The 13,242-nt window shown below is 58.3% G+C and carries 14 protein-coding genes and 1 pseudogene; 4 read left to right on the top strand and 11 right to left on the bottom strand.

Annotated features, from left to right (window positions below; genetic code table 11):
- Positions 1 to 1,236: 1,236 nt before the first annotated feature.
- The 9 genes from JWR14_RS28605 to JWR14_RS28565 all read right to left on the bottom strand — a co-directional run bounded on the left by JWR14_RS28605 (position 1,237) and on the right by JWR14_RS28565 (position 9,422).
- On the bottom strand, positions 1,237 to 1,932 hold the full coding sequence (locus JWR14_RS28605) for a phosphatase PAP2 family protein (RefSeq protein ID WP_299715719.1): 696 nt from the start codon (positions 1,930 to 1,932) through the stop codon (positions 1,237 to 1,239).
- Between the two features lie 577 nt (positions 1,933 to 2,509).
- Positions 2,510 to 3,346: an alpha/beta hydrolase gene (locus tag JWR14_RS28600; RefSeq protein ID WP_299715716.1), complete on the bottom strand. Its 837-nt coding sequence runs from the start codon at positions 3,344 to 3,346 to the stop codon at positions 2,510 to 2,512.
- Between the two features lie 41 nt (positions 3,347 to 3,387).
- Complete coding sequence (locus tag JWR14_RS28595; RefSeq protein ID WP_299715713.1) at positions 3,388 to 4,032, bottom strand: hypothetical protein; 645 nt, start codon at positions 4,030 to 4,032, stop codon at positions 3,388 to 3,390.
- Positions 4,033 to 4,064: 32 nt separating this feature from the next.
- Positions 4,065 to 4,658, bottom strand: a complete 594-nt coding sequence (locus tag JWR14_RS28590) for an FAD-dependent monooxygenase (RefSeq protein ID WP_299715710.1) — start codon at positions 4,656 to 4,658, stop codon at positions 4,065 to 4,067.
- A 617-nt stretch (positions 4,659 to 5,275) separates the two neighbouring features.
- Positions 5,276 to 6,151 carry a phosphodiester glycosidase family protein gene (locus tag JWR14_RS28585; RefSeq protein ID WP_299715707.1) on the bottom strand — a complete coding sequence of 292 codons (876 nt, stop codon included), beginning with the start codon at positions 6,149 to 6,151 and terminating at the stop codon, positions 5,276 to 5,278.
- 393 nt (positions 6,152 to 6,544) lie between these two features.
- Positions 6,545 to 6,787, bottom strand: a complete 243-nt coding sequence (locus tag JWR14_RS28580; protein ID WP_299715704.1) for a hypothetical protein — start codon at positions 6,785 to 6,787, stop codon at positions 6,545 to 6,547.
- A gap of 43 nt (positions 6,788 to 6,830) precedes the next feature.
- Positions 6,831 to 7,880, bottom strand: a complete 1,050-nt coding sequence (locus JWR14_RS28575; RefSeq protein ID WP_299715701.1) for a lyase — start codon at positions 7,878 to 7,880, stop codon at positions 6,831 to 6,833.
- A gap of 570 nt (positions 7,881 to 8,450) precedes the next feature.
- The gene (locus JWR14_RS28570; RefSeq protein WP_299715698.1) at positions 8,451 to 8,585 is read right to left on the bottom strand and encodes a DUF3563 family protein; all 135 of its coding nucleotides are present in this window, start codon (positions 8,583 to 8,585) and stop codon (positions 8,451 to 8,453) included.
- Between the two features lie 84 nt (positions 8,586 to 8,669).
- The gene (locus JWR14_RS28565; RefSeq protein ID WP_366144609.1) at positions 8,670 to 9,422 is read right to left on the bottom strand and encodes a 3-oxoacyl-ACP reductase family protein; all 753 of its coding nucleotides are present in this window, start codon (positions 9,420 to 9,422) and stop codon (positions 8,670 to 8,672) included.
- Positions 9,423 to 9,676: 254 nt separating this feature from the next.
- On the opposite strand from JWR14_RS28565, the gene JWR14_RS28560 reads away from it, so the two are divergent.
- The 3 genes and pseudogenes from JWR14_RS28560 (at position 9,677) to JWR14_RS28550 (ending at position 11,467) form a co-directional block, all read left to right on the top strand.
- Positions 9,677 to 10,147 carry an Lrp/AsnC family transcriptional regulator gene (locus JWR14_RS28560; RefSeq protein WP_299715692.1) on the top strand — a complete coding sequence of 157 codons (471 nt, stop codon included), beginning with the start codon at positions 9,677 to 9,679 and terminating at the stop codon, positions 10,145 to 10,147.
- 301 nt (positions 10,148 to 10,448) lie between these two features.
- Positions 10,449 to 11,075: pseudogene (locus tag JWR14_RS28555) on the top strand (tyrosine-type recombinase/integrase).
- Between the two features lie 116 nt (positions 11,076 to 11,191).
- Complete coding sequence (locus JWR14_RS28550) at positions 11,192 to 11,467, top strand: hypothetical protein (RefSeq protein ID WP_299715689.1); 276 nt, start codon at positions 11,192 to 11,194, stop codon at positions 11,465 to 11,467.
- A gap of 93 nt (positions 11,468 to 11,560) precedes the next feature.
- On the opposite strand, the gene JWR14_RS28545 is transcribed toward JWR14_RS28550, so the two are convergent.
- Both JWR14_RS28545 and JWR14_RS28540 read right to left on the bottom strand, forming a co-directional pair.
- Positions 11,561 to 11,920, bottom strand: a complete 360-nt coding sequence (locus JWR14_RS28545) for a hypothetical protein (RefSeq protein ID WP_299715686.1) — start codon at positions 11,918 to 11,920, stop codon at positions 11,561 to 11,563.
- Positions 11,921 to 11,931: 11 nt separating this feature from the next.
- Positions 11,932 to 12,183, bottom strand: coding sequence for a hypothetical protein (locus JWR14_RS28540; protein WP_299715683.1), 252 nt, complete (start codon positions 12,181 to 12,183; stop codon positions 11,932 to 11,934).
- Positions 12,184 to 12,571: 388 nt separating this feature from the next.
- On the opposite strand from JWR14_RS28540, the gene JWR14_RS28535 reads away from it, so the two are divergent.
- Positions 12,572 to 12,871, top strand: a complete 300-nt coding sequence (locus tag JWR14_RS28535) for a DUF6723 family protein (RefSeq protein WP_299715680.1) — start codon at positions 12,572 to 12,574, stop codon at positions 12,869 to 12,871.
- The last annotated feature ends 371 nt before the right edge of the window (positions 12,872 to 13,242 follow it).

The raw sequence follows: 13,242 nt of genomic DNA, 5'->3' as shown, positions 1-13,242 counted from the left end.
CCAGCACCGTTGCCCGGACATTCGAACGTCGACTTCGCACACACAACGGACATTTTCAAGTGGCCGCTCGGACCGCTTTATGGAAAAGCTTCTCTAAGAGGGTTGCCTCAAAATAGTTCGCGTCATTGGCCTTCCATTTAACGGCTGCCTGCATTCCATGGGGGTTAGCAAGAACATATTCCTGTGTCCGTTCACATCCGACCTGGAAGCCGTTGTCGCGATACCGGCGCTTGGTTTGTATAGGATCTCTACTACTTGACCTTATCGCTGTCAGCGATCACCTTGCGCTCCGCCTTAGCGGGTGCAATTCAGATTCACCTGCATGGATTTGCTTGCATTTGCCCATCTTTTGTATATTGTAAAGCTTGCATATTGAAAGTTAAAAAATTGCAATTGAAAGAAAATACCCGGATAAAATGAATTAATTGAAATAAACGTAATAATTCTTCGGGATTCCATAATTCCTTAAAAAGCCAGCCTGGTGGTGCTTATGATTCATTTCCCCAAGTTATGGCTCCGCCGCTGGCCGGCCGCTGGTCTTTCTTTGATCTTCGTTGCCATCGGCGCCCACGCGAAACCTGCTTGTCCAGACTGGGTCGTTACCCCGGCCGGCAGCGCATTTAATGTAGCGGCGCTAATTTCGGACAATGGTTCTCCAGGGGCGGCCCTCGAAAAGGCCCGCAACGCATTGGCACGCGTCAATAACGGCGGTGGATGCGAGTCAATCTACGATCCCGCTGCATGCGAGGAGACGATTGCACTCGCAAAAAAAGCCATAGCGGCCTTGGAAGAGTGTGGGACGCCCAATGCCCCTACCAAGCCGGTCCCAAAAACGCGGCTCCCTGTGGAGACAGAAAACGGGTCTAGCTCGTAGAAAGGCGCTCGACGACACGTGTGCCTAACCAAGCCGCATCGACCGTCTCAACGGATGACCCTTGGACCTCACAAGCTGCCGTTGAGACGGCGCTCGGTCCGGTGGCCGCGTTGGGGTCGCGTACTGCCGATCGCGACCGTATGAGATTCGTGGAGTCCATGCTGTTTGCATGAGGCAGTGATCGGCAAGCTTCGGACGTTCGCTCACGCTTCCATATGAGCGTTCGAAAGTCGACTTCGCCCCAGACAGCGGACCGTCGCACGCCCACGGTCCCCGGCGCGTCATCGGCCTAACTAAGGACGTCATATCAATGGCGGGGCGTATGGCTAACTGTCTAGCCCTTTAGTCCTCAAAGGGCCATTTCACAGGACGCGTAAAAGCGATTGCGCAAGCTCCCGCGGCTCATCGAACATAGTCGCAAGTTCGAAGAAGAACACAAACGCGAAGGCGTAGGAAACGGCCGGGAATTCGTCCATTAACCGTACGAGCGTTGGCGCGAACCGCACCCTAACTTTCTCTCGGGTTGTGACATAGGTAACAGCTATCCCGAGTAGTGCCCCCGCTAGAACGTCGGTCGGATAATGCAAGCCGAGATAGACGCGCGGAAGACAGATGAAAATCGCGCAGTGCAGAAACGCGACGACACCCACCCATCGCCAAACGATGAAAATTCCCATCGCAATCGACGCCCACAACATCGCATGGTCACTGGGAAACGAACTCCAGGTACGAAGTACCGCTTCCGAAGTACCTGTTAACGGAAACGTCAGGTGCGAACCAGGGTCGTACACGGGGCGGGCGCGGAACGGCAGATAGTGCGCGAGAATTCTGCCGAAAAACAGCGCTAGCAGGCCGCTAAAAATAGTTGCAACCACTATTTCCCGCTGCCACTGCTTTCGAATGCCTGGATTGAACCAGATGGCATACAGAATAGCGAGAGGCAGGACGCCCTTGAATAGATAGAGATCGGCAATCGTGCGGACCGCATGGTTAAATAGGTCCGATCGTACTGCAGCATGTGTCAAGAAAAGTTGTATGGCCGTGTCCAACCTGTTCATGATCGTGATCGCTTGAAATCGGGATTGGTGGAGTTATCCCCTCTCGCAGTTAACTCGCACTGAACTGAGCGGCGAGGCGCACGGCAGTTAGTTGGATCGCTTCCGCTGTGAATTGATCTCAGTCACGCAAGTTTCATGCGATTACGATCCGCGAAGATCGTCCGATGTGGCTGATATGTGCGCTAACGCACCCTCACAGATTCATCCCTCGCGATTACGCTTTACTTTCGGCCGGTCGTCACCTTGAATTTGGGCGCGCGCGAATGGACGACGAGATTCTTCAGGGTTTCTCGACAACGGACATTTGCGACCGACAAGAAGCGTGTCCGGTCGAAAGACGTTTTAGGCCCATGACTTAACGCGCAGCATGGGTATACGACTGACCCCTGGATTTGGTGGAAGCGGCCTTTCACGTTGCGCCGGCTCCAACGGCCGTGAAGGGTCGCGTGCCGCCCTATCGCCGACAGGCAGAGCCCGTCCATGAAGAGCCATTCAATCGCGTCCTTCGGTTCCCGCCTTCCGCAAAGCGGCTGGTCACAATCGTCCAGTATCTTCACTGCGGGTGGTTCGAATCGGTTCAGCGTGATCCCAACTGCCTGCGCAGGAACGGCACGATGGTGCTGGCGACGGCGTCGGCATTGTCGATAAAAGGCCAGTGCCCGCTATCGGATAGGATCGACACCTCGGCCCGGGGGAAAACCTCGCGCTGTCGCTCGGCAAAGTCCACGGAGATATAGGGATCGTGAGCACCCCATATCACCTGCGCCGGTAGATCCAGCGGGCGCAGTGCGTTTGCTATGGACTGCATGGCGACATCGGTGTCGCGGGTGTTGCGATACAGCCGCAGCACGGCGCGCCGAGTTGCGGCATCGAAGCTGTCGAATGCCTGATTTACGTATCCGACGGGCAAGCCACGCGGGTTTCCATGCCGAAGGAGTAGTCGCATTCCTGCGCGCGTAGTCGTGGCCATGAACAGTTCACCCAGCCATGGCGTCTGCCAGATGCGTGCGAGATAGTGCCATCGATAATCAAGCAGAACACCGGTGTCGATTAATGTGACGCTCGCAATGGCGCGGGGATTCGCGGCGGCCCATGCAAGTCCCCACGGGTCGCCAAAGTCGTGCAGGACGAGATGAGCACGCTCGACACCGCACTCGGCCAGCAACCGTCCGAGGTGGCGAGCATATCCGCCCACGCTGTAGTCGAACTGCTCAGGTTTGTCCGCAGCACCGAAACCCGGCATATCCATGGCCACCGCACGGGCGAATTCGCCCACACTGGCCGCGAGCAGCGTCCAGTCAGCAATCGACCCCGGATTGCCGTGCACGAAAACGACCGCTTCGACGGCTTCACGCGGACCCGCCTCCAACAGGGGCGACGTGATTCCATCGACGCGGACCGATGTCCTTTTCATAAGCCTCCATGGGGAAAATCGAGCTAGCGAAAAGTTACCACTCAGACCGCTGCATCGGGTTGCGCGGAGGGCGCAGCGGGCCGTCGCAGATCCACCCATGCGGCCCTCAACAGAGCACCAGGTGCGAGGAACCTAGCGGGACCGATCAGGCGCGCGCCAAAGGTATGCAGATGTCTTGAGGATGCAACGTCTTTCGCCGCGGCCGAGAAGTTGAGCCGTTCGATGGCGTTGAAGCCGTGCCGCCGCGCATAGTCAAGTATAAAAAAGCGATGTCCATTCAGTTCCCGAGACACACGTTTCGCGTAGCTCTGCAGTGCAGGTGCGATCGGGCGCCCCTGCTGGAGAGCTGGTGCCAGCGTATCGACGAGCCACTCCGCTGTCTGAAATGCAAAGCCGCAGCCGACGCCCCAGAGGGGGTCAACACTCATCAAGGCATCGCCGACCAGCGCGATGTTGCCCACTACCGGTCGTCGCCACAAATTCGGATAGTCCTTGACGAGCAGCGCGCTGCCAAGAGGCTCGGCGGCAGACAGATCGGGTGCATCGGGAAATCCAGCCATGTTTCGCTCTAGTGCCTCGCCCGGATTGGCGCGAAAGCCGTCGAGCCTGTCTTTGGTCGCCATGTAGGCGATCACCGTGATGCCATCATCGTTGGGAAAGACGTACCCTGTCTCCGGACCACGCAACCACATCTGCGAGCACGTTCCGCGTCGCAGTGCTACACCGCAATAAGCGCGAATAGCGGCGAAACGGCTGTTCTCCGAGAAATCTGGCTTGATGCCCGCGAGCGGCGCCAGCGGCGAGTTCGCCCGTCCGCGCCGACGATCAGCGGAGCCGAGACCAAGTCCGTCCGGCATCCGCCCAGTTCGACACCACTGACGACACCGTTTCGTTTCGCCAGCGCACGCACGCCGCAGCCGAACAGCGTGGTGACTCCCGGTGTATTCGTCGTCAGTCGGCGCAAAATCGGATCAAGGGTCCGGCGCTGAATGTTGTAGCCGAAGACAGGCTCGCCGCTTTTGTCGATCGGAGCAATGTCTCCGGTCCAGCCGTAGCGGGTCCAAATATCAATGCCATTACGCACCCCGCCGGCATCCTCAATTAGCTGGTCAAGACCCATACGCTGTAGCGTCGGAGTGGCCGACGCTTGGATGAAATGCGTACATAACTGTTTGAAGGCTTGAATGTCGATGTGGTGTTTGACTAGCGCGACGTGCAAGCCTTTCAGCGCAAACAGCCGCGCAGCGGTGCAGCCGGCGAGACCCGCGCCAACGACCACGACGTCAAATCTTTCTGTTGCTGACGCGTCCACGATTGCGCCTCGCGGTCTAAAAAATAATGTCGCCCGCTTCGTCTTCCTACTCGATCTCACGTCCGCCCGATTGCCGGATTTAGTATTGCTTAGTATAGGCGGAGCTGTGGTATGAACTATTGATCTTTTTACGACTCAAGCATTTAGTAAAAGACGCGCGCGGAGTGTATTCCATAGGCCCGAACGGTTTGCACACCGCAGGTCGGCGTCCGCAAATTCGACGGGCAGTGAGCGGCCATCAAGAGACGGTCGACAGCAGCCCCCAATCGCAATGCGAGCAATTTAACGTTTGTGGACCGAAGCGTATCGGCGACCGTTGCTCCGCGAGCAAACCTCGTCGCCAACAATAACTTCCCTGGCTCGGTCGACGTTCCAACCACCCCGGTCGCGCAGCAGACCTGAATGCTCGCGGTCGATCCGCGTAAATTATGCTCGCCTGCTTCTGCAACACGTGCGCGGCAGCGGCGAGCACGCCGCACGGAGCAGTCACTGCACAGATTCCGGTGGTGTAGGACGCGGCCCGGATCGCGGCGACGCTGACCACGGCCGCCGCTCTCAGAACGCACGCTTACCCGGCTGTGACAAGCCGGGTTCTCCGCCTTTCGCTAAGCCAGTTGTCAGAACGGCAGGCGCCTCGCATAGACGCCGAGCGCGGACGCATCGAAGCGCTCTGCGCCGCCGCTCGGTGTGTTCACAATATACGGTTGCCCCGGCACGTCTGCCCGCACGAGCTCAGTCGAGCCGCCACCATCGAGATTGATCGCGTCTGTCGCGCCGACCGCCAGCATCAACGCCGCCGACTGCGCATTCGTGGTGCCCGTCGAGTACCCAGGCAAGCGACCATCGATGGTGACAAGGTACAGATACCGGCCATGGTCTGACAAGCCGACGAGCGTGCGCGGATTCGGATTCAACGGATCGCCTTCACTCGGGCTTGCGGCGCTCACGTCCTGCCCGTTCTTAACGATGATTGCCGAGCCCGCGACCGCCGTATTGACGGACGGAAGCCTGATCTGCGGCGCCTGCGCGATCTCCGCAGAATTCTCGCGAGTCACTGCGAGCACCGCCTCGCTTTGCGTCGGATCGGTGGTCGGCGGGCTCACCACTTGGCCGTTGGACACCAGAAGGCCGATCACCGTCTTCGGCTCCGCGGCGGCGTTGCAGCACGGAGCAAAGAAGTTGGCGTTGATCGCGAGACGCACCTTCTTTCGCTCCGCGAACTGCGAGATCGTCTCGGCCGTCGTGCTGAGCGGGCCGCTATGTTCGGTGGTCGTCAGCGAGACACCCGGCGCCCACAGATCGACGCGCACGACATACGCGCGGCTGACTGTCGGTGCTCCGCCAGCAGTCGCGGGATTAGAGGGTACTGTCGCGACTTCCGAGTCCACGCCGAGATAGAGAGGCGAGAAACCACTTTGCGTCAGTCCGTCGGCATGCGCATTCACGCAGGCCAGCCCAAAGACAGAAATTGCCACAAGCATTTTAAGGCGCACGATATTTATTTCCTTGTCATCAAGCGTTATATCCGGCCGACACTCAGCCGTTGTCATTTGAAACGGCCATCGATACGGCACGCTTCACGGTAAGGGGCGGTAAGAAGTATCCCGGCCATATATGACGACTTGTAGACAAACGTGCGTTGCTCCCTTCTCTCGTGGATTGCTGGAAGCAAACTGAAAGCAGAGGATCGCTGGGGACGCCGGATATGGGCGTCGCAGTAGCGCCTCGAACTGTTTGAGTTTTGTGAGTTATGCGGGTTATGGTCGGCGCGAACCGGCCACGAAGCGACTGTCGCAGCGCCAAGCTGAACGGCTGCTGCTGTGCTCTTACCCGCCGTTCGTGGCTGGTGGGTCAAGCGCGACTGGGTCGGCGGCGTATCCGTCCTACTACTGCAAGCTCTTCACCAGTTGTCCGCGCAATACATCAGCTATCTGCTGCAAGATGTCCGGTAGCAACACCTGCGCATCCGGAGGACCGGTCACCGAATATCCCGAACCAGCCGCGCCGTCGACGACTATCACGACTGCGCATCGGGCCTGAGTCGTCTCACCGACGGTGTTGCATGCAGCATCAACAAGCCCCGCCGATTCACCGCCAGGAACGACCTTTTGTCCAAAGTTTTCGCTCATAGTCTCTGTTGAACAGTGGATGACGCGCCTGGTCAGTGCGTCGTCAATTCCCGCTGGCATCTGCTGCGCGGGAGCGGTAGCGCAGCAGATGATCGGTGCCAGACTCGGACAGCCAGACTTCTCCTGGGCGGCCCATCATTTGACGTACGTTCGCGTGTAGACGCGGCAGCGCAAACACGTCGAACCGCGCAGTACGCGGGTCGAAGCGCACTAGCGCGTTGGCGCTCCATTCGCTGAGCCAGACGACGTCCTGGTCATCTACGAATATCGCGTATGCATGGGGATCGTCGCCGGGCAGGCGCCATTCGCGCCATCGACGCGTCGCTGGATCGAATACGCCGACTTTTCCTGCGTTCCACTCGCTGATCCAGACACGCCCCTTCGAATCGGACCATACACGGCGCGCACCCTGATCCGGCGTCGGCGGATCGATGACCTGCGTTGCGCCGCTTCCGGGATCGATGCGGCCGAGATAACTTCCCGCTAGTGACGTGAAATACAGGCTGCCATCCGGGGTCACGCATATGCCGTAGGGGCCGTGCCCGCGCGGCGCATCGAAGACGCGCATGCTGGCACGCTTCGGATCGAGCTCGCCATAGATGCCGCTTTGGCCGGTAAACCACAGATGCCCTTGCTTGTCGAAGACCGCAGTGTTCAGATTGGCGTTCGGCCGGTCCTTCGGCAATGGAAAACGCGTGACGGCGAGCGTCTTCGGATCGACGCGCACGATCGCGTTCTGGCCGCCGTCGGTGATCCATGCCGCGCGATCGGGACCGACGATCACGCCGTGCGGTGCCGACCCATCGCCAAGCGGAATCCGGTCGATCCTGCCGCTACGCGGGTCCAGCCGACCGACCGCGCCCTGCGCCTGCGCGGTGTACCACACGGCGCCGTCGGGTGCCGGGGCGACGTCATGTGGCGCACTACCGGTCGGGACGGCGAAGGGCTCGAACGACGGCGACTGTACCTGCGCCTGCACCGGACAGATAGTAAGCGCGGCGCTCGCCAGGCCCGATACAAAAGACGCGGTCAGCCGGAATTCGAGAATCTCGTTCACCGTTGCCATGACCCGATCTCTCGCGATTTCCAGCATGTTCGCCTCCATGTCACAGGATGAGTTTCAAAGGGCGCTGACTGCATTTTATTGTTGCATTTATCTGTAGTTGTCGCTGCGCCGACTCATTCACAAACACTTGCCCGCTCTGGCGTCAATTGACTGCCGCGACGGCCATGGCCAACGTTGAAGGGCGGATCATGTCGACGGCCATGCACAGATCGCGGCCGTACCCGGTCGTTCCACCCTATGCAGAGCTGGGTTTTCCTTTCTCGAGTGAGATATCCGATGATGAAGAGGTGGCTGAGGGGCAACTGCGAATGTCTACCGTCAAGCCGGGCTGTGGGCCATGAAGCGTCGTTCGCCTGGGGCGTGGGCCTGACATTCGGGTGTCGGCTTCGCCATCAGTAACCGGCAGCTGCGCACCGACGATACACGTCGCAACCTTGGCCAAACCCGCCACTCAATCTGTCACAGAAATTCCATGCCTCGAAAGTGGGAAATGGCAACGACGACGCATTGTCCTCAGAAGAGTCGCCCTCGCGGCGGGCATAGAGCGGGGCATTGGCGCCGTTATCGTGAATCGCTCGCGACCGGCGTCGGCCCGAGCTAACCGTCGCACTCTTTCATCCGACGCTCAAGCTCGGCAATATCCTTCGAAGCTGCGAGGTATTCATCACAGCGGGTCCGGTGGGTATTCCGCAGCCAGCGGTCGAGGCGTTCTAATAGGAGAGCGAAAAGCATACGTATACCCGGTTCGATTGAAGGCTATCTACGGCGTTGCGATGGCGCGGGTCCGAACGGCCGTTCACGTTCGACCTGAGCCGCTCAAGCACTTGTGCCCCCATCGACCTTCAGACTGGTGCCCGTTATGAACGCCGCATCGGGGCTTGCCAGCCAGGCGACAAGTCCCGCAATATCGTCGCCTGATCCGTACCGGCCCAGTGCAATTGAGCCCCGGATCTGGTCGGCCATCGGACCGTTGGCCGGGTTCATCACCGTATCGATTCGTCCGGGCTGGACGTTATTGATCGTAATTTCCCGACTGCCAAGATCCCTTGCCAGCGCACGCGTCATGCTGGTTACCGCACCTTTCGTCGCGGCGTAGACAGACACACCCGGAATCGGCATGTAGTCGCTGCTGATGCTGCCGATATTGATGATCCTCCCGCCTCTTTCCATGAAGCGGAGCGATTCCTGAATGGCGACAAGCAGGCTCCGGACGTTGATGGCCAGCATCCGGTCGATATCTTCCAGTGGGAAGTCGTCGATCAGGCCGCGGCGGAACATCGCGGCGTTGTTCACGAGAATATCCAGTCCCTCGAAGCGTTTCGAGGTCGATCCGACCGCGGCTTTTACCGCTTCCGCGTCGGCGCAATCCGCGCGAATTGCCAAACCCCGTCCCCCGGCGCGTTCGATGTCCTCGATGACGCGATCCGCGTCGTCACGCGAGTTCGAATAGGTTATCGACACGGCCGCGCCATCGCTTGCGAGCCGTTTTGCGATGGCCGCGCCTATCCCGCGTGAGCCCCCGGTCACGAGCGCCACTTTGCCAGCCAGTTGTCCATTAGAAAAAGTCACGTTTGCTCCTTTCAATTGCATTCTCTGCTCGTTTCAGATCGGCCACGCTTGCCTCGTACATCAGCAAGCGGGAAGCATGTGCGAGCGGCGCACTGCCGAACCCGGCCACGCTGCGCTGCTGCGACAGGACACGACATGTCGTGTGAGAAATTTTAGATAGTCTGCCCCGACCGTATGTGCCAAAATGAGCCAATAAATTAACCGTGTGTAGCAACATTAGGCACATTTACACGTTTATTTGAGACGATGAGCCAATGAAATTGGACCGGATCGACATTAACATCTTGCAAGCGCTACAGCGGGACGCTCATGTCAAGGCTGCGGACCTCGCTGAATCGCTTGGCATTTCGCTTTCGCCTCTCTACCGGCGCATTCGTCTGCTCGAAGAGGCGGGCGTCATTACAAAATATGTGTCACTTCTGGACCAGGAGAAGGTGGGATTTCCGGTCACCGCTTACGTATCGGTCGCAATTGAAAAATCCGCGGCAAAGCTGGCTGCTTTCGAGCGCGCCCTGCTGGGTTGCGAGGAGGTGATGGAGTGCTATCTGATGACGGGCGCGTTCGATTACATCGTGCGGCTGGTGGCCAGCGACATGGCGGGAATCGAGCGTTTTGTGATGACGCGGCTCGCGACCATCGAGGGTGTTCGCGACGTCAGCACGTCGATCACCTTGCGGCGCGTCCAGTACAAGACCGTGCTACCGGTTCGCGAGGGCGGAGAGTAAATATCCGATTGCGCCGGGAGTACCCGATCGATGGAGCAGACTGCTCAGGGGGCCAGGCCGCATTGAGTACCTCGATTGGCTGCGCTGAGTGACCTTCAGGTTGCAGATCGCCCTTTCGTCAATTGAAACGCTGCTCCAATTCGATTCGACAAGATGCTGCCGACCGGAGCGCCCCCAGCGTCCACTTCGCCCGACGGAGCGGACTTTGGCGACGGTCCGCTGAGGGGCGGGAGTGGGTCGGGTATCGCCACAGGGCAGTCGGCGCACACTAATTCTCCCTTCACCTGAAAGGAGAGTTGGCATGGAAGCGACTGTCAGCAACACCCCGGCACACGTCCCATGGATTAAGGACAAGCTCACCGGGCAAAAGTCGCCGCTGAAGCTCAAGGAAATATGGGCCATTCGGATTCGACTGCAACTGGGAGCGAAGACCCGTGATCTAGCGATGTTCAATCTCGCAATCGACAGCAAGCTGTGAGCGTGCGATCTGACGAAGCTGCGCGTGCGCGATGTCTGCCTAGGCGCTCGCGTGGCGCCGAGGGCGACCGTCATGCAGCAGAAAACCCAGCGGCCCGTACAATTCGAGATCACCGAGCAGACCCGCGACAGCGTGGAAAGTTGGATCAAAACGGCAGCCCTGTCTCCATCCGATTTTCTGTTCCCGGGTCGGATACATGCGTCGCCGCATCTTTCGACCCGCCAGTACGCACGCATCGTCCATCGGTGGATCAAATCGATCGGGCTTGACGATACGGCCTACGGTACGCACACGATGCGTCGCACTAAAGCGTCACTGATTTATCGGCGTACGAAAAACCTGAGGGCCGTTCAACTGCTGCTTGGTCATACGAAACTTGAGAGTACAGTCCGATATCTCGGTATCGAGGTTGACGACGCGCTCGAGATGGCCGAACAGACCGAAGTTTGAATGTTGCCAGCTGGTCGGCAATCGGACGCTGACCGGCCACAAGCGGTCGGTCGACGAAGCGACGTAAATCGTTGACAATGCGACCTTGGTTCAACGCCCCAAGCCTATGGACGCTCATGATCCACGACTACGACCTTTCGGTTATCTTGCCGCGTCTCACCGGTTCCCTCCGAGAGTTACTCGAAGCTGAGCTTTCTGTCGGTAACGTAATGGTCGAGGTCAGCAGTGGTTGGCCAATGCCAGAGGTGAATGTATGGCTAAGGAACCCGATAAGCCAGAAGTATGTGGCGGATTACCCGGAACTCGAATACGCCTATCTCGGCGACCCGAGGAACTGGCTGGAGCACTACATGGATACCAAGATCGGAGCTATGGTTGCCGCCAAGTATTAGCGAACAGCCGACCTCCGAAGAGCAGCACGCCTGCCGGTCAGCACGGGCCAAGTTTCGCTTCCCAACCCTCGGTTCGAATCTATACCAGTGCGTTTAGGTTCTTGCGCCAGTGGCGTAGAGGTGATCGACGCAGTACGCACTACCATTCAACTGATTCTTCTCGCAACCGTTCCACATGCATTTTGCGGACGCATTCTCTCCACGCGACTGAGCAAGATACCCCTTACGCAGGGCCTCATCTGAAGCATTCCATCCTTCCTCATCTGCGATCTTGACGGCGAGCTGAATCTGATACTTGTCCCATTCATCAACAGCCCATAGTTGCGCGCACGTCGGACAGCGCAGAAGCGCCTTCCAATGCGCAGCATCCACCCACTGGAAGCCAGGAAATAGTCCCGACAGAATCCCATTAATCCTGCGCATTGCAGGCTGATCGCGGCAATCGCATTTCATCTGCCTATCGTTCATCGCTGAAAGACGATGACGGCGACAGCACTGATCAAGTCATCAACTGTTGTCATCTCCGCATCGGAAATTTCCGTTCGACAGTTGGCTCGTAGTGCTCGTAACGCTTCATGCAGATCACCCCAATCATCCGTCAAGCTATTTGATAGCGGCCAAGCGCGCAGCAAGTGGCGCAAAGGACCTGCAGCGCGCCGCTCGCACCAAATGTCGAACAGTTCGAAGCATCCAGCGTTGATGTCGTCAGGAAACATCGATCGGTTTTCGTCGGGTATCGTTGAGGAAGGTATCAATGATGCACCATTTCGAATGACCGTTATCGCGTATATCGAACATCGCTTACGGGTCGACTTCAGCCGTTCGCGGAGCGGTCACTGGCGCTCACGACACCCCGTCCAATCGGACCGGATTCCGGCAAACCAGAACGCGTTTCGCCAACGTAGGAATTGCGTCACCCAGACGTCCGCTTTGCTGCGCCGCGTCACCATTCTGCGTGTAGGATCGAAACCGCAGGTGGTCGAGGTGGTGCGCAAATTGCGGCGGGCTGATGTTGTGGATCAACCCACGCTGCCCCTATGTTTTTAGGCAGACGTTTCGAACACATCCTTCGGCGCACGACCACCATCTCGAAAAGGTCCGCGTATGCAAGCAGCGAAAGGCAGAAAGCCAAAAATCGTGCTCTACCCCCGGCATAACAATCGGTTTTCCATTCCCGGATCGACTGAGGACGATTTCGCGATATACGCCTCGTATCAAATCAATGCGGGAGGAATGTTCGTGGGCCTGCTCAAGGTAGTGAGAAAGACGGATAGTCGCCTGCTCTTTCCGTTCGAGAGTGCATCAACGATTGGCCCGTTTCGCAGCAAGTTTGAGGCGGTGCGTGCCGCAGAAAAGTTGGGACGCGAAATTGTAGCCGGGGATTTGCGAAGTCCCGAGCTTTGATGAAGGTGTGATTCGCTACTATCATTTGCAGGCAGCTGCGGCTGACCGACTTTTGCAGCGGTCCCCTTGCTCAGGAAGTAATCGATAGGTTCGCTAGTTCGCCGTTGCATTTTAGTGCGTTTTCGTCCGTTTCTGGGGCGCTCGTCGAACGCTGTGTGAGAATTGTGGATCCCCTGGTTCCGTTTGGCTCGCCGCTGCGACAGAAGCCTTGGCCAAAAGGGCTAATCGCTGAAAACGCTGCCAACCAATACGTCGTAAATTCTTGGATCGGCGTTGGCAATCGTCGTCATCATAGTCATGAATGCACAGCTACCAGCGAGTTCGGAAGAGAAGATCCGGGCAGTGCGCACAGTGACACTGTCCTCGTGAAG

The sequence above is a fragment of the Caballeronia sp. genome (assembly GCF_028292365.1).
In the GTDB taxonomy this organism is placed as follows: Bacteria; Pseudomonadota; Gammaproteobacteria; order Burkholderiales; family Burkholderiaceae; genus Caballeronia.
Note: the sequence above shows the minus strand (reverse complement) of the source record. Positions and strands in the feature narration are given on the sequence as shown.